Consider the following 16664-nt stretch of genomic DNA (forward strand, 5'->3'; position numbering starts at 1 on the left):
AATCATTTGCCGTGGCATTTTTTATATTTTTTCCCGCTTCCGCAAGGACACGGGTCATTTCTTCCGACCTTGTTTTCATCTCTGTGAACCGTTGCTGGTTTTGATTCCTCCTCAAGGGTCCCCCTATGCTCCACCATTTTAGGTTGGCGGTTAAAACTTTTTTCGGGAGGTAGCTCCGCCTCTTTCTCGATTCGGATTTTAAAAAGATATTCCGTCACCTCTTCCTGAATACGGTTCATCATAGACCGGAACATCTCGAACCCTTCTTTTTTGTATTCCGTCAAAGGATTCTTTTGCGCGTATCCTCGCAACCCAATGCCTTCCTTGAGGTGATCCATACCAAGCAGATGATCTTTCCAGAGATTATCCACGACTTGCAACATGACTGATTTTTCAACATGCCGCATGAAGCCAGGTTCGATGCCTTCAATTTTATGGTTGTAGGTTTCGGTCACGGTTTCCATGATCGCATCGTGAAGTTTTTCACGGTTGCAATGCTCCAGAGGAAGCCGCGTCTTACCATTGATTTCTATCTCTTCGTCGCTGATTTTTTCCACGCCTAAGGAAAACTGCCGTTCCAATATTTCATTGAGCGCAGAAATATCCCATTCTTCCGGATAAATTTTTTCATGAGCAATGGTACCTAGGGCGTTGTCAATCGATTCATCGGCCATATCAAGGAGGATTTCTTTTTGATTCTCTCCGGTGATGATATCTCGGCGTAACGCGTAAAACACCTCCCGTTGCCGGTTCATCACGTCGTCATATTCCAGAATATGCTTACGGATATCGAAATTGTGAGATTCCACCTTCCTCTGAGCGTTGGCCACCGCTTTACTGACCATGCTGTGTTCAATAGGTTGTCCATTCTCCATGCCCAATTTGGCCATGAGTCCTGACACCCGGTCCGAACCAAATATGCGTAGCAAATCATCCTCAAGGGATAAATAAAATCGGGAAGAGCCTTTATCTCCCTGCCTTCCTGACCGCCCGCGAAGCTGGTTATCGATGCGCCTGCTTTCGTGACGTTCCGTTCCCAGGATATGCAATCCTCCCAGCTCCGGAACACCCTCGCCCAGAACGATATCCGTTCCCCGGCCCGCCATGTTGGTGGCAATGGTCACCGCTCCCTTTTGACCGGCTTCGGCAATGATCTCCGCTTCCTTTGCATGATGTTTGGCATTGAGAACGTTGTGCTTGATACCGTATTTTTTCAGAAACCGGCTCAACCGTTCCGATCGTTCAATGGAAATTGTGCCCACCAGAACCGGTCTCCCTTCGGCATTCAGTTCCCGAATCTCATCAATGATCGCCTCAAATTTTTCCTGTTCCGTCCGGTAAATGACATCGGGGTAATCTTCCCGGATCATCGGCTGGTTGGTGGGAACCACAACGACTTCCAGCTTGTAAATGGAACTGAATTCCTGCGCTTCCGTATCCGCCGTTCCGGTCATGCCCGATAGTTTTTCATACATGCGGAAATAATTCTGAAAAGTGATGCTGGCCAGGGTCTGATTCTCATTTTCTATTTTCACCCCTTCCTTGGCCTCAAGCGCCTGATGCAATCCATCACTGTAACGGCGACCGGTCATCATCCTTCCCGTAAATTCATCAATGATCACCACCTGACCGTCGTTAACCACATAATCAACTTCATTTCTAAAAGCTGTATGGGCTTTCAAAGCTTGCTGGGCACAGTGGAGCATCTCTATATTTGCAGGATCATACAGGTTTTCTATTTTCAGCAAACCTTCCAAATAGACGATACCCTCTTCGGTCAGAGTGGATGACTTGCTCTTCTCCTCCAACTGATAATGCTTATCCTTTTGCAACTTGGGAATGACCTGATTCACTTCGTAATACTTTTCGGTGGACTCTTCCGCCGGGCCGGAAATTATCAGGGGAGTCCTGGACTCATCAATCAATATGCTGTCCACTTCATCGACAATGGCGAAGTAAAGAGGACGCTGAACAAACTGTTCTTCGGAAAATTTCATATTGTCCCGAAGATAATCGAAACCAAATTCGTTATTGGTGCCGTAGGTCACATCAGACTCATACGCCTGCTTGCGTTCGGCTTCCGGCATATCGTGATAAATGGTGCCCACCGAAAGACCGAGAAATTTGTAAACAGTCCCCATCCACTCACAATCGCGCCTCGCGAGATAATCATTCACGGTGACGACATGAACGCCTTTACCCGATATGGCATTTAAATAAACAGGGAGCGTCGCCATGAGCGTCTTGCCTTCACCAGTCTTCATTTCGGCAATTTTACCTTCATGAAGGACCACTCCGCCTATCAACTGGACATCAAAATGGCGCATTCCCAGGGTTCTTTGACTGGCCTCCCGAACCACGGCAAAGGCTTCTGGAAGAATTTCATCAAGAGATACCCCTTGCTGGAATTTCTCCATGAACTCAGCAGTTTTAGCCTTTAGAGCGTCGTCAGCCAAAGCTTTGACCTGATCTTCCAAACCGTTGACCTGATCCACATATTTCTGGATCCGTTTCAGTTCGCGGTTATTTCTGGTGCCAACAAGTTTTTGAATTAGATTAAAAACCATATACTAGATTAACTCTCCTAAAAGACCCAAGGCTCAAGCTGGAATTCATCCTGTCGCTCGCCAGCGCTACGTATCACTAAACTGGGTATCTTATAATGTTTTTTTTGGATGTCTCAATGAGAAGTAAAACGGACTCAGGCAAGGTGAGGACCCGTACCTTCGGGTAGAATACCACGAAAACCCGATTCCATCCAAGCTTAAGGAAACAGGTTTTTTGGGGTCGCCGGGAAAAATATCAAGGGAGGACAGGCCCGGCGAATTCAATCATTCTTCAAAAATGTAGTTTTTTGGATTTACGGGAACGCCGTTCAGAAGGACCTCGTAATGGAGGTGAGGGCCTGTGCTTCGTCCAGTACTTCCAACCATACCAATCAACGCTCCACGCTTCACCCGGTCTCCAACCTCTACAAGGTTCTTCGAGTTATGACCGTAACGCGTGGAAATTCCATATCCATGATCAATTTCTACCATTTTCCCGTATCCTGATTTTCTGCCAGCGACAACCACGACACCATCAGCGGTCGTTCTAATCTGCGATCCCATCCGGGCGCCGATGTCCCATCCCTCATGAGTTTCATTTAATCCGGTGAAGGGAGATTTTCTCATGCCAAACCCCGATGTCACCCAGCCTCTGGTAGGCCAGATAGACGGGGTGGAAGATAACAGGGATTTCTGGTTCTTAAAAAATTCATCCAATTGTTGAAAACTGACGACCTGCACCCTGGCCTGCTGATCCAACTGTTCCAAATTGCCAGCCAACCGCTCTACCATGGCAATCGCCTCCCGTTCCAGGGAAGTAGAAAAACTTTGAGTACTCAGCCCGTATGGCCCCCCAACTCCCCAGTCTTTCTCGACGGGTGCAGGAGATTCACCAATGTCTGTAATCACCCTTAATTTATTCGCAAACCGTTCCAGGCGCGACATCTCAGTGGAAAACTCCTTAACCTGCTGACCCAGTTTATCCACCTGAATTTTATGAATTTTAGACTCACGCCTCAGCTCTGAGACTTCCGCTCTTTCATCAACCAACTGGATATATTGTTTTGTAAAGTATATTGAGGACCCGGTGACCCCTAAAATCACGACCAGAGATAAAATTATCCCTAATCGAACAAATCGTTTCGACACGCTGATTTTTTTCGGAGATCCTGATGTGCCTGGAAATATCATCAGGGTAATATCTTCTTTTTTCACCCCAGCCTCCTCTAGTGTCTCACAAAAAAGCCCACAACTATCTGAATCCTAACTTTGAACCCTTTTGTTGTCAACAGTTAATTATTTTCCAACTTCTTTTGAAAAAATTATAATTTAATATAAATTATTTAAAATTTCGTTATATTTTTTATAAAATTCAGGGCATTAAACCCATAAAATCTCGAAAAATACCCTGTTAAACTTTTGAATTATCTCACTTTCTGTCGAGCCTGAATATGATTCGGGTTGATTAACAAGACCTTTTGGAAATACTTTTGAGCCATTGCCATATCCCCGTTCTCTTCATAAAGTATACCAAGACCGAAATAAGTCGCAACCAAACCCGGTTGATGATCTATTTCCTTGTATATCTCTGAGGCTTCTGAAAACTTTTTAATGGTCCCATCGAAGTTTCCCTCGGAAAAATACTTGAATGCCGCCTGACGCAGGGTTTTAGCGATGACTCGGCCATAACCCTGCGCTACGAGTTTCGGTCCGTCCCTGACATATTCTCTGTAATCCGCAAAAAACAGGCCAGTTTCACCCATATCCCTATAAATTAGACTCAAGTTATTGTAAAACATAGAGTTAGATGGATCAAGCTGGATCGCCCGCTTCACCTTCTCCACTGCGAAAGTGTATGATTTTGTGCGCGATAGCGACGCTCCCAAGTTATTCCAGGCCAGGGCGTTTTTTTGATTTAACAGGATTGCCTTTTCGAAGTTCTCCTGAGCTTTGGGGTCATCCTCCTGAATATAGTAGTAATACCCCAACCCATACTGTCCCGCCGAGGAGCGGGGATGGCTGGACAAATAATCCATAATAAAGGCCTCCGCCTCCTTTATTCGCTGAGATCCTTCATAGGCCCTGACCAGCCCCCGAAATAGGTAACTATCATCACCACTCTCCCGCAGAAGCAATTGATAGGCGCTTAACGCCTCGTCAAATTGTTGACGATTGAGTAAAAACTCGGCTTTCTGTTTCGGAGAAAGAGAAAGCGTAGAAGGATGTGAAGAATTCTGTGCCGCCCCCATCTGGGAGGAAAAAAGAAAATAAACAGCGATAAAAATTGCAGCGCTTTTTTTCTCAATGACTCTATTCACTTCTTTACCTGTTTACCCATTCAAAACGGGGATTCTTCGTCAGACCCAGAAGAAGATTTCTGATCGGAAAAATTATAAAAACGGGTATATTCATGCTCAAAATGCAGTTTGACTTCGCCTATGGGTCCGTTTCGTTGTTTGCGAATCAGTATTTCTGCGACTCCCGCATCGGCGCCATCAGGGTTATAGACCTCATCCCTGTAAATGAAGGCCACCACATCCGCATCCTGCTCGATGGCCCCGGATTCACGCAGGTCAGATAGCAAGGGCCGCTTATCCGTCCGGCTTTCAACCGCCCGGCTCAACTGCGATAACGCTATAATAGGGACATTGATTTCCTTAGCCAGACCTTTGAGCCCGCGCGAGATTTCCGAAACTTCCAATTGTCGACTCTCGGTTTTCCCGCGACCCTGCATCAATTGCAGGTAGTCGATAATGATCAACCCTATATCGTGTTCCGCCGCCAGACGACGCGTGCGGGTACGGACATCCAGGGAGCTCAGGGCGGGACTGTCATCAATAAACAATTTAGCTTCAGACAGCCGCCCAGCCGCCGCTGTCAGTTTTGGCCAGTCACTTTTTGCGATGTATCCGGTGCGGAGCTTGGAGGAGTTGACCCTGGCCTCGGCACAGAGCATGCGCATACCCAACTGTTCTTTCGACATTTCCAGACTGAAAAAAGCGGTCGGCACTTTCCCATGCAACGCGGCAAAACGGGCGATGTCCAAAGCCAGACTGGTCTTTCCCATACTGGGACGCGCCGCAAGAATGATCAAATCGGAGGGCTGTAACCCGGCCGTCATGTTATCCAGGTCCGTGAATCCAGTCTCAACCCCCGTTACCATCCCCGGGGACTCAAACAACTTCTCTATGGAAACAAAGTTTTCTTTTACAACGTCCCTGAGACTGTGAAAATTCCTTTTTACTTTTCTTTCAGAAATTTGGAAAATTGCACTTTCGGCCCGGTCCAGAATGAGATCAACATCACCCCCCCCCCCGTAACTGCTGGTGACAATTTCGGTGGCGGTTTCAATCAGATCGCGGAGAATTTTTTTCTCGCGGACGATACCGGCGTGATGTATGGCCGCCTGAGCGGTGGGAACGAAACCTTCGATAAAATCCAGGGTATCAATGCCCCCGACAGCCTCCAGTTCATTTTTTTTCCGGAGTTTCTCTGCAACGGTCAGAACATCAATAGGCTCGTTGGCCTCAAACAAATCCTGTATTGCCAGATATATTTTCTGGTTACTGGATTTATAAAAGTCTTCCGCAGTCACAACCTCCAGCGATTTGGCAACCGCTTCGACTGACTTGAGACAAGCCCCCAGGATGCTATGCTCTGCATCCAAATTATAAGGAGGCAGTTTGCTCAATGATATATCTGTGACCGCTTGAGTCATAAACGGAGTTTCCGGGTTTGGAAGTGACTCAATGGAGTTTCATCAAAACACTTTGGAGCGGTTAGAATGAGACCAGACTCATTTAGAAGGATTTCCGATATCCATTGGTTTTTGTTTTTTTCATACTTTAGGGCATCTCTAAAAATTGACTAAATGTTCTTATGTCGTCAATTCAAAGAGGTGTCTTTGTTATAGTGGCACTGATTTAAGAAACTCTTTACAATGTTCGATTCTCTTTTAAAAACTAATTTTTAGAGGTGCCCTTTACGCTTCTTCCGTCTGCTCTTCCTGCTTCGCTTCTTCAGGCACTGCGGCTGCTTCTTTCGCCGGTTCCTTGTCCGGAATGACGGAAACCTTAATTTCGGCGGTTACTTCTGTATGCAGTTTGAGAGGCACCACAAAATCGCCAAGAGTTCGGATGGGCTCTGCAGGGTGAATTTTTCGTTTGTCCACTTCAATGCCATTTTTACGCAGGAACTCTGCAATCTCCTGATTGGTCACGGAACCGAAAAGTTTCCCTTGCTCTCCAACCTTCTTTTTAATGATGCAAGTCACTTTGGAAATTTGCTCGGCAAGAGCAGTAGCGGCGTTGACGATCTTCTTAACTTTCCCCTGCACAATCATCTTCTGATGGTTGAACTGTTTTAAATTTTTAGGGTTGGCTAAAATGGCCTTTCCCTGAGGAACCAGATAGTTTCGCCCATATCCATCGCGGACAGTCACTTCATCGCCGCAAAACCCAAGCCCTTCAACATCATCTTTTAATAGTAACTTCATGCTCTTCTTTTCACTCCCTTTATGAGAAACGAATTATTGTTCTAAATGTTCGGTTTGTTTTTGTTTTATTTTTCGAAAATCCACCCAAATATCAAAAATACCCAACCCAATCAATAGTCCCATCAAGATGGGTTGAATTATTATAATAAAAAATACCAGGCCCCATAGAAATTTAGGAACCCCTTTACTTTCCAGAATATGAACCAGAATCGCCAGGCCTTGAAACAGGTAAACCAGCATTGCCATGGCAAACAGGTTCATCCCCACCATACCTACGGGAGTCTCTATAAAGAAAAGAGACCCGGCTGACAGGATCAATCCCCATATCAGAAAATCCGGCAAAACCAGCTCGGACAACTTTTCCTTGCGAAACAAGGTGTCCCCGTAAAATTTCATCCACACCATGCGAACCAGAAAATAATTAACGGTCGCAGTGATCAGGGAACCCACCATAATAAAGGCTGGATAGGCTGAGGCAAAGGTCCGTGATGATTGCTCAAAAAATTCTTTCATGGCATCCAGATCGACCTGCTTTTCACCCATGGACTTGAACGTTTCCATGGATTGATCAAAATGTTGCATGATCTGGACCTGGAAAAAATCTGTCAGCGAATTTTCCCGATCGGCAAATAGCACAAACATCAAAAAAGTAGCCAGCGTCATGGAACCCAGGGCACTTAGAAAGATGCACTTATCCATCGTCAACTGGGCTTTAATGGTTTCCGCCATGATGGTCGCCATGACCACGTACTCAGCCACAAACAGTAAAGCTTGCCCGGCACCCAGCGTGGCAAAAAGGACCGCAAACACCAAGCCCATTAAAACCAACCCTACAACCTGCCCCCGTTGCAAATAGACAAACAGAAGCGGAGCGGGAGCCACCATTCCCACCAAAGCTGCCATGGGTGGGAAAATGAGTACCGCTAAAGTAACCCCAAAAACCAGAGCTGCAGGTAAAAGAAGCTCTTTGAGCTGGGAATTATCCAACAAGGTTTAATATTCTACAGCAAAGGGCAATAAGGCAATATTTCTTGCCCGCTTGATAGCTTTGGTCAATTGCCTCTGATGACCGGCACAGTTCCCGGAAATCCTTGAAGGGACGATTTTCCCTCTTTCGGATATCAACGGCTTCAAAGCCTTTATATCGTCAAAAGCAACGTATTCTGCCTTGTCCGCGCAAAACCGGCAGATCTTGTTAGAAAAAAAAGAACGTTTTCTTGTATTCGAACTTACAGTTGACATTATTATTCACTCGATTAAGAATTATATTAAAATTATATAAACGACCCCGGCGCAAGCGGACGGAAACTCCGACAAGAATTTTCTTTTTAAAAGCCGTAGCAGGCTATGGGGTATTAAACCCACTTGTGGGATTTAAAACGGAATATCATCCCCGCCACCTGAAGAGAATTGCTCCCCTCCCGATGCATCCGACCCGACACCCTTATCACCTGGACGGCCCAGGAATTGGATGGTACTTGCAACCACTTCCAGCTTGTTGCGTTTTTGCCCTGTATCGGATTCCCAGGATTGATAGTTGAGCCGCCCTTCCACAAATACCGGACTGCCTTTATGCAGGTACTCTGCACAGTTTTCCGCCTGCTTGGCCCACACCGTAATGTCCACAAAGCAGACTTCCTCTTTCCATTCGTCCCCGGCTTTGTATTTCCGGTTTACCGCCAGACCAAAACTGGCAACCGCCGCCCCACTCGCGGTATAACGAAGCTCCGGGTCACGGGTCAAATTGCCCATGAGTAGCACTTTATTGAATGACGCCATTTAAAACCCCGTTAGATATTGGAATCGTGGACTGTAATCAACTTAAGAATTTTCGGCTTCTTCCTGCTCCACTGATACATCATCGCTTTCATCCACAGCAATATCTGCATCACCGCCATCTTCTGTTGGCACATCTTGTTTGATGGCCCGCTCCAATTCCTTATCGTCCAGGCGGAGCACCATAAATTTTATAATGGCATCGTAGAGCTTGTATTTTGCTTCAAGAGAGGACAGTTGCTCATTCTCACAGGTATGGTAAATATTGAGGTAATAGCCAAACCTGTTTTTCTTGACCTTATATGCCAAACGCTTTTTGCCCCATTTATCGACTTTCAGGACAGCGCCGCCATGACTTTCAATTAATCCGGTAATTTTTACGAGGGATTCGTCAATCTGAGGTTCATCAAAATCAGGTTTGAGTATTAGAACACTTTGGTAGGGACGCAAGCTTACCTCCTCACGGGTAAATTCAGCCCTAACTTCGCAAAGTTAGAGCGAGGGGGTTAATAAATAAGAAATTTTTGTAATTTTTACATAGGAACCCTGTAAAATCAAGGGAATTCATGAAAGGTGAACACTCACCCCAAAATGCGTTAAAATAGCGAGATAAATTGATGCTCCCTGCTTTAAAAGAAAAGAACTGCTACTTGTGCCTTACCGGGTACTACTTGCTGATTTCCATTGCACTTGCAGGTTGCGATGTCAAACTGCCCTCCCCGCCTCCCGACTTTTTTTATAAATTCAATACGATTCCGGTGGGGCAAGGGCCCTCCCACCTGCTGACTCTGGACCTCAACCAGGACGGAGAAGCAGATATCGTCTCCGCCAATGCAAAAAACAGCACACTCTCCGTCCTTTTTGGAAAGGGGGACGGAACTTTCCGAGCCCCTCTAAATATCGCTGTTCCGATGGAACCAACTTATCTCGCATCGGCAGATTTAAATAACGATGGGCTGCCCGACATTGTGGTCAATTCCAGACGGTCCGATCACTTTGTCACCATTTTAGGGAAAGGGAACAGTTCTTTCCAGTTTCCACGCAAGCATTCTACGGGCCGCGTTCCACTGGCTTTGATTCCTGGTGATTTCAATAAAGATGGGCATGTTGACATTATTGTCACCCTGACTTTTGACAAAATGGAAGTCCATCTGGGAAAGGGCAATGGTTACTTCCATAAAAAAGAAACCTATCCTACGGGATCGCGGTCGTTTTCCGGACTGACCCACGATTTTAACGGCGACGGCATTCCCGACATTGCACTTGCGGCCAGCAGTTCACAATCCAGCGCCATCCGAATCTTCTGGGGCAAAGGGGACGGCACCTTCAGCAAACCGTTCCTTCTCGGTGAAGGCTTAATGCCTGTGGTCCTCATCAAAAAAGATATGAACAACGATGGCCTGGCGGACATTGTTTGCGCTTCCAGCAGGGGAGATAATATGTTTCTATTTTACTCCAACGGCGATGGGACATTTCAAAAAGAAATCACTTTCTCAGGTGGAGGGGGGCCCTTCTCTTTAGTGGCGGAGCATTTTAACGATGACGACTATGTAGATGTGGCAGTCGCTAATTCGCGGAGCAGCACCTTCTCCCTGATCATCCGCAACGCCAATGGACATTTCAAATTCCCGACCAGGGATTATGTCGTCGCCGGAGGAACTCCCCTGGCTATCACCAGCGGCGACTACAATGACGATGGCATGATGGACGTCGCCGTCGCCAGCAACGCCCAGAACACGGTTGAGATTTATTTACGGAGACGGATTTTTTAGGGAAGGACATATATTAGCCGGCATCCGCTCTGACAGACAGTTTCAGACGTTCTCGCATCCCGAAAGACCGCTACCGCCGCCAAAGGCGATCATTCCTACTTCCGTAGTTAATTTGAACAACAAGTATGCCTCAAACGGGTACTAAAGTGCGGTATTACGAAATAGCACTTATATCGCCCCCTAATCCGTCGAAATATAAATCCTTTATAAGAAATTACTCTCCAAAAACATAAAGGAACACTGCGGGACTATTGCAGGACTTTTTAAACGCACCCTGCCCTATTCGCAATTTATTCTCATCTCTGTAAGATATTAATCTCAGGTAGGTTAGCAGGTTATCCGCCCGATCTTGGACGGTTGTTGACGTGAGTTTTGCTGGCCTCTCACGTCGGCGTTATATTTTTGCATTTGTCTTCATGCCCCGTAGGGGTAACAACAGGGGTTTGATTCCCATTGGGTCTATTTAAAATCAACGAGTTAATAAACTCGACATTCTGCTTGTGTACCGTTTGCGTACCCTCGGTCGAATTTTAAGATCGCTTCTCTCCTCGTTTGATCCGTGAGATGCCCGTATCTTTTTAGAATGAGGGATTTATGACCGAGCATAATTTAGGGAAATGGCACCATGTTTACGATGGGCACGGCAAAATATTTACCATCAATGGGCAGAAAATAGCGATGTTTAGTATTGATGGTGAACTTTTTGCTTTTGACGATGCATGCCCGCACGTTGGAGCTTCTTTGGGAAGCGGCAAATTGAATGGAAAACTAGTGACCTGCCCCGCTCACGATTGGCAATTTGATGTCACCAGTGGAGAATGTATTTCTGTCGACAGGTGTGATGATGGGTGTTATGTAGACACTTATCCGGTAAAGATAGAAAACGACGCGATAATTTTAAGCTTGCCTTCTTAGCCTTGTGTTCCGTTTGTGTACCTTTCAAACGTTACATATATTCAAACGAAAACGGAACAAAGTTGATCGGAGCTTATCTCTGATAATAAACCCACTATCAGATTTTTTCGGTCGGATTGAATATTCGACAGAATCAATTGATCGGTGTTGAATATAGGAGAAAACAGAACAATGGGACTTAAACCAGACTATAAATTAAAAGTAAGCCACGTGGCTGTATATACAAATCTCGAGGTCAAGTTGAAATCGAGAACAACAAAGGAGGAAGCAAATAAAGAAGTCGAAAAAATGTTGGATAGTAAAAAATTGTTTGAAAGCTACGAGTGGAAAATCGAAGGATGCGCCGAAGGTGGCATCCATGATTTCAGTGAGAAACTACGTGATGACATCATAGAACGAATCGAGCAGGAAGAAACTCAGGAAAGTATTTTCTGGGATGGATTCAAAGCCCATTACGAATTGAACATCGCTCACATCTCTGTAGAAACAGATTTAGAAGTCCAATTAAAATCCTCAACCTTAGAAGAAGCAATCAACGAAGTTAAAATATTGTGTGCAGGAAAAAATTTGTTTGCAGGCTATGAATGGAAAATATCAGGATGCTCTGAACAAGGAATCAATGTTTTTGACGATCAATTACAAGAAGCAATAATTAATCGAATTAGCCAACAAGGAAAAATCGAAAATTCTATTGAAGAAAATTCAAACTAGAAAAATTCGGTTGTGATGTTCTCAAGTCCCGAGTGACCGCATTCGAAATCTGACAGTGGCTATCAGACAAAGTCCTGATTATTTTCAAATGATAGCTCCGAAAAACACGGAAAAAACTCAACACCCACCCTCACCCAACCCTCTCCCTGAGGGAGAGGGCTAATGGCTTTCTCCGAAAGTCCCTCCCTCAAGGAGAGCTTTGCATAAAGGCATCTCTAAAAATTAGTTTATTACAGGAAATCGAACATTGTACAAGGATTTCTTGTATCAGTGGCATGGGCTTTCCAGCCCGTGCGGACAGGCTGGAAAGGCGGAATTAAATTCCGCACTTCCGTATAACCTTTAAGGGTAGGTCGCCTGTCCCACTAAAACAAAACCATCTCCTTAAATTGACGATTAGGAGCATTTAGTCAATTTTTAGAGGTGCCCATAAGTCAAAAAATCCTCATGGAGATTACCCTTAGCCTGTCCGATACGTCATCGCGAGTCGCAAAGCGGCGCGGCGATCCAGAGTCTCTGGATTTACCCCTGCGGGGCACGAAAACTTAGGAATATTATCACGGCTTCGTCGCCGTTGGCTTCTCGCAAAGACGAGTTACGATAAGGTCTCACCCCCAAGGGGGAAGGGAAGAATCTTTCTTTACGGCTCGGGAGCAAAGTGAACGTCTGCCGCACCACGCGGTCCAGGCCGGAGCCTGGTCACCCCGCCTCCGCGAACTGAGGCACTTTTCCTAGTTTCTTCCACTTGTTAAAGTAATAATTGACCCTTCCATCCTTGGTCGGGTAAATTTTGGTGTATTTTTCCGACCCGTCGGGCTGGCGCTCCACAATGACGATTTTTTTGTCCAGCAACTGGGTGGATTTCGCCACGTATAGAAACGTGTACGGCTGGTCCTTAGCGATTTGCCGATGCAGTTCGTGGGCCATGCGTTTTTGCTTCGCCTTGTCGTATTCCTTGCGAATGCGAACGATCAACCGGTCCACGTCGGGGTTTTCATAGCCGACAAAATTGAGCTGTTTGGGCCCTGCCTGACTCGAGTGCCAGATCTGAAACAAGTCGGGATCGATCCCCATGCTCCACCCCAGAACCAGGGCATCGTATTTAAATGTGTTGACGAAATCCTTCAAGAACACCGCCCATTCAAAAAGCTGGGTGTTGCATTTGATTCCCAGTTTGCGCCAACTGTTCTGCGCGATGGTCAAAATATTCTTGCGGATGGGATTTCCCGAGTTGGTGATCAGGTTGAACTCGAAAATCTTGCCATCCTTCTCTAAAAATCCATCGTCGTTTTTGCGCCAGCCAAGGCCGTTTAGAATCTTCAAGGCGCCTTCCGGATCATAAGGCAGGGGTTGTATCGAAGGGTCGTACCAGTCGGTTATTTTTGGGTACGGTCCTGTAACGCGTTCGCCCTCTCCATAAAGGACATATTTAATGATCTGCTCCACATCGATCGCCATCCCCAGGGCGCGGCGCACTTCCGCCGATTTAAAAAGCGGGTTTCTCTCGTTATAGCCAATATAGGAATAAAAATAGCCGACACTGGAAAAACTCTGGTATTTTTCATCCGTTTTAAACCGGGCGACCTGATGTGGCTGAACAGAATAGTTATCCACCGCTCCGGCATAAAATTCCATCTCTTGCGTCAAGGCATCGGGAACGACGCGCATCACATATTCGTGATATTCGGGAGGAGAATCCCAATACGTTTCATTCCGCACCACGCGGATCAATTCGTCGGATTGCCATTCTTTAAATATGAATGGCCCGGTTCCGATCGGATAGCGGTTGAATTGGCTGTCGCGGATGGTGAGGGATTCCAGCCCTCTTTCTTCCGCTTCTTTATTTAGTGCCGCATCATTCAGCAGATGCTCCGGCAGGATTCCCATGAACCAGGAGTTGATGGCCGGAGAAAACAGGCGTTTGTAAACGATCTTGACCTGATGCGGTCCTACAGGCTCGACCGATTTGATGGGCTCGTAGTCGGACGTCCGGGGAGAGACGTTTTTCGGATTCATGATCGCCTGATAGGTGAACAAAACATCCCCAGAATCAAATGTATGCCCATCATGAAACTGGGCACCCTTCCTGAGGTTGAATACAATGATCGGATTGTGCTCAGTCAGGGGAAGAATTTCAGCATAATTAGACGCTAGAGGCTTCCGCCCCGAGGGAGAAACAGCATGTATATAGTGTTCGTAAGGAAAGCTTTGAAAGTATTCCTCTCCCAACAATTTCTTTACTGGGGTAAAAAAATCCTGATCGATGCGGTACAGGGTGAATTTGATGCGATCCGGTTGTTGCAAATCATATTCCACTTTTTGAGTGGTGGGCTGGCCGTCCTTTATGAGTGGGCTCCCTGCGTCATCCAGAAGCGAAAGGCTGATTTGCCCCTTCACAGTTTTCCCCGGAACCATCTCCACAGAACGCAGGTTTTGCGTCCATACATCATTGGACTTTAAAGATTCCTGAATCCACCGCCCCCACTCGTCCATGCCTGAGGGGGCTTTCAGGTCATTTTTTTTTGCATGTGAAGGGTCGATCACCAGATACGCTTCCTCATATTGCGTCCATGAGGAGGCAAGGCGCGGCCGGTATTCGAGCTTATCGTCCAGATCTATCAGCCCGTCGAACACCAGATCCGTGATAGAACTGCTGGTAGTATCGGCACTCAAAATGGGGTTCAGGATTTCCGCATCCGCGGCGGAACCGTGGATATATTTGACCAGGCGATCCGGATTGCCCACAGCCTGTTTATCATAGGTAGGGACCCAGAAAAACGATTGCACCAGAAACAGGATCAATCCCAGTGGCAAATATATGAGAATTCGTTTAATATTCATTCAGGAACAATAATAGCAAATTAAACCTGATAATTAACAGCGAATATCCACCCAATTCTTTTCTCTTATCCCATTGAAAATAGACCCTAAAATAACGCCTTCCTTAGTATGGAAAATGAGCGGGGAAAACGAGGCCGGATATTTTAAAAATTTCTTGACTTGTAAATTATTTGCCTATATAGCTTATGGTCTCGCTTGCAAAAGTGGGCGGGATCTATGGGAACTAGCAAGGACTTACGCCTATTTCCCATTCTGTTAAAAAAAAACATTTACAACCCAATACGGTTTTAGTAAGGTTTTGTACCATTTTCTGGAATAACCATTTTAGAGAGAAGGAAAAGGAACATGGCAACATTAATCACTGAAGAATGTATCAACTGTGGCGTTTGTGAACCTGAGTGTCCCAATGGAGCCATCAGCGAGGGTGAGGATTTCTACGAAATCGAAGCAGACCTTTGCACAGAATGCGTTGGCTTTCATGGGGAAGAGGCTTGTCAGGAAGTTTGTCCCGTAGACTGCTGTATCCCTGATGAAGATAACCGGGAATCAGAAGAAGAACTGCTGGAGAAAGCCAAGAAAATTCATCCAGACGATTCATTTCCAGGTTTGGAAGATCTGACCAATGAAACCTCATTGTTCAGAAATCCTGATCGCAAAAACGCTAATCTTTAACTTTGACTTTATAGCGGCTTGTGTGGCACAATAAACCATATAAGCCGCTTTTTATTTTAGTTTTTATTGCCTGAAAGTGGCGAGTCCGCTTTTCCCCCCTGAGTTGTGCTCTCGATAGCCATATTCCCAGGAATGGTTTGGGAATCTCATCCAAGCTTTTAGTGTTTTCTTTTTAGATCACTTGGAAGGCAAGGTTGCTTGACAACGACCATACTATTGTTATAATAGGTCGTTCAGGCGTTTATTTTTTGCCAGTAATTAAAAAATGTTGCGGGGTGGAGCAGTCCGGTAGCTCGTTGGGCTCATAACCCAAAGGTCGTCAGTTCAAATCTGGCCCCCGCTACCAAATAAAACAAGGGGTTAGCCTGAAAAGGTTAACCCCTTGTTTCGTTAAAGCCTCTGTTTGTCCCACACCAGCCCCACCAATCCGAAAACCAATAAAAAACCAGAGCGTCCAAATGCAACCAGCCGCATCGCCGGTTAAGGCAGGAATCCCCACCTCAGCTTTTAAAACAAGGGCGCTCTGGCACCACCGGAGAACCACTACAAGTACACCCCAAAAACTATTTCCTACAATCAGTCTGTGCCCTCAATCTGAAGCTGTCAATATCTGCAACAAAAAAACGAGCCACGAAGTACCAGGCTTTCGATTTCCACTTTCCAGGAACCCTCCTGCTTATCCCTTGAAATTACTAGCGATTACAATAAACAAAGCTCCGACCGTAAAAACAGCAATAGAATTCATTCGGATTATTAGTGCATCATCTGTATTCTCCAATTCCCCATAACTACCTATCCGCTCATTCTTAGGGAAGGTCAAGTTCTCCGTACTCAAATAAATGATCCCCGCCCCAAGGGGCGGGGTATTTAAAGGTAGTTTTTTTATAACCTCCCCTAACCCCTCCTTGCAAAGAAGAGCTTTGCATAAGTGGATAT

The 16664-nt window shown here is 45.9% G+C and carries 15 protein-coding genes and 1 tRNA gene; 5 read left to right on the forward strand and 11 right to left on the reverse strand.

Going from position 1 to position 16664, the window contains the following annotated elements; translation table 11 throughout:
- Positions 1–2: 2 nt before the first annotated feature.
- The 9 genes from secA to rpsF form a co-directional block, all read right to left on the reverse strand.
- Complete coding sequence (secA, locus tag O3C58_10665) at positions 3–2567, reverse strand: preprotein translocase subunit SecA (protein MDA0692322.1); 2565 nt, start codon at positions 2565–2567, stop codon at positions 3–5.
- A 264-nt stretch (positions 2568–2831) separates the two neighbouring features.
- A complete protein-coding gene (locus O3C58_10670; GenBank protein MDA0692323.1) occupies positions 2832–3761 on the reverse strand; it encodes a M23 family metallopeptidase in 930 nt (309 codons plus the stop codon).
- Positions 3762–3970: 209 nt separating this feature from the next.
- Positions 3971–4864 (reverse strand): tetratricopeptide repeat protein, encoded by an 894-nt coding sequence (locus tag O3C58_10675; GenBank protein ID MDA0692324.1) that lies wholly within the window; start codon positions 4862–4864, stop codon positions 3971–3973.
- 20 nt (positions 4865–4884) lie between these two features.
- Complete coding sequence (dnaB, locus tag O3C58_10680; GenBank protein MDA0692325.1) at positions 4885–6264, reverse strand: replicative DNA helicase; 1380 nt, start codon at positions 6262–6264, stop codon at positions 4885–4887.
- Between the two features lie 264 nt (positions 6265–6528).
- Positions 6529–7041 carry a 50S ribosomal protein L9 gene (rplI, locus tag O3C58_10685; protein ID MDA0692326.1) on the reverse strand — a complete coding sequence of 171 codons (513 nt, stop codon included), beginning with the start codon at positions 7039–7041 and terminating at the stop codon, positions 6529–6531.
- A 33-nt stretch (positions 7042–7074) separates the two neighbouring features.
- A complete protein-coding gene (locus O3C58_10690) occupies positions 7075–8031 on the reverse strand; it encodes a DUF2232 domain-containing protein (GenBank protein MDA0692327.1) in 957 nt (318 codons plus the stop codon).
- Positions 8032–8034: 3 nt separating this feature from the next.
- On the reverse strand, positions 8035–8283 hold the full coding sequence (rpsR, locus tag O3C58_10695; GenBank protein ID MDA0692328.1) for a 30S ribosomal protein S18: 249 nt from the start codon (positions 8281–8283) through the stop codon (positions 8035–8037).
- 132 nt (positions 8284–8415) lie between these two features.
- Entirely contained in the window at positions 8416–8820 is a 405-nt protein-coding gene (gene ssb / locus O3C58_10700; GenBank protein MDA0692329.1) for a single-stranded DNA-binding protein, read from the reverse strand.
- A gap of 42 nt (positions 8821–8862) precedes the next feature.
- Positions 8863–9267, reverse strand: coding sequence for a 30S ribosomal protein S6 (gene rpsF, locus O3C58_10705; protein MDA0692330.1), 405 nt, complete (start codon positions 9265–9267; stop codon positions 8863–8865).
- A gap of 167 nt (positions 9268–9434) precedes the next feature.
- Between rpsF and O3C58_10710 the strand changes: the two genes are divergently transcribed.
- From O3C58_10710 to O3C58_10720, 3 genes are all read left to right on the forward strand, one after another.
- Positions 9435–10589, forward strand: a complete 1155-nt coding sequence (locus O3C58_10710; protein MDA0692331.1) for a VCBS repeat-containing protein — start codon at positions 9435–9437, stop codon at positions 10587–10589.
- A gap of 594 nt (positions 10590–11183) precedes the next feature.
- Positions 11184–11504, forward strand: a complete 321-nt coding sequence (locus tag O3C58_10715; protein ID MDA0692332.1) for a Rieske (2Fe-2S) protein — start codon at positions 11184–11186, stop codon at positions 11502–11504.
- A gap of 171 nt (positions 11505–11675) precedes the next feature.
- Entirely contained in the window at positions 11676–12215 is a 540-nt protein-coding gene (locus O3C58_10720) for a hypothetical protein (protein ID MDA0692333.1), read from the forward strand.
- Positions 12216–12914: 699 nt separating this feature from the next.
- Here O3C58_10720 and O3C58_10725 read toward each other — a convergent pair.
- Positions 12915–15056: an ABC transporter substrate-binding protein gene (locus O3C58_10725; protein MDA0692334.1), complete on the reverse strand. Its 2142-nt coding sequence runs from the start codon at positions 15054–15056 to the stop codon at positions 12915–12917.
- Positions 15057–15401: 345 nt separating this feature from the next.
- Here O3C58_10725 and O3C58_10730 point away from each other — a divergent pair, with 345 nt between their 5' ends.
- Entirely contained in the window at positions 15402–15728 is a 327-nt protein-coding gene (locus tag O3C58_10730; GenBank protein MDA0692335.1) for a YfhL family 4Fe-4S dicluster ferredoxin, read from the forward strand.
- Between the two features lie 269 nt (positions 15729–15997).
- Positions 15998–16074, forward strand: a tRNA-Met gene (locus tag O3C58_10735).
- Positions 16075–16404: 330 nt separating this feature from the next.
- Here the strand turns inward: O3C58_10735 and O3C58_10740 are convergent.
- Positions 16405–16664, reverse strand: a 260-nt coding sequence (locus O3C58_10740; protein MDA0692336.1) for a hypothetical protein, incomplete at its 5' end; no start/stop codon positions are given.

This window comes from Nitrospinota bacterium (genome assembly GCA_027619975.1).
Classification (GTDB): domain Bacteria; phylum Nitrospinota; class Nitrospinia; order Nitrospinales; family VA-1; genus JADFGI01.

Excerpts from the sequence above, each read along its gene's own strand:
- secA (MDA0692322.1), bottom strand. The coding sequence starts at position 2,567 with ATGGTTTTTAATCTAATTCAAAAACTTGTTGGCACCAGAAATAACCGC.
- dnaB (MDA0692325.1), bottom strand. The coding sequence starts at position 6,264 with ATGACTCAAGCGGTCACAGATATATCATTGAGCAAACTGCCTCCTTAT.
- rplI (MDA0692326.1), bottom strand. The coding sequence starts at position 7,041 with ATGAAGTTACTATTAAAAGATGATGTTGAAGGGCTTGGGTTTTGCGGC.
- rpsR (MDA0692328.1), bottom strand. The coding sequence starts at position 8,283 with ATGTCAACTGTAAGTTCGAATACAAGAAAACGTTCTTTTTTTTCTAAC.
- ssb (MDA0692329.1), bottom strand. The coding sequence starts at position 8,820 with ATGGCGTCATTCAATAAAGTGCTACTCATGGGCAATTTGACCCGTGAC.
- O3C58_10710 (MDA0692331.1), top strand. The coding sequence starts at position 9,435 with ATGCTCCCTGCTTTAAAAGAAAAGAACTGCTACTTGTGCCTTACCGGG.
- O3C58_10715 (MDA0692332.1), top strand. The coding sequence starts at position 11,184 with ATGACCGAGCATAATTTAGGGAAATGGCACCATGTTTACGATGGGCAC.
- O3C58_10720 (MDA0692333.1), top strand. The coding sequence starts at position 11,676 with ATGGGACTTAAACCAGACTATAAATTAAAAGTAAGCCACGTGGCTGTA.
- O3C58_10725 (MDA0692334.1), bottom strand. The coding sequence starts at position 15,056 with ATGAATATTAAACGAATTCTCATATATTTGCCACTGGGATTGATCCTG.
- O3C58_10730 (MDA0692335.1), top strand. The coding sequence starts at position 15,402 with ATGGCAACATTAATCACTGAAGAATGTATCAACTGTGGCGTTTGTGAA.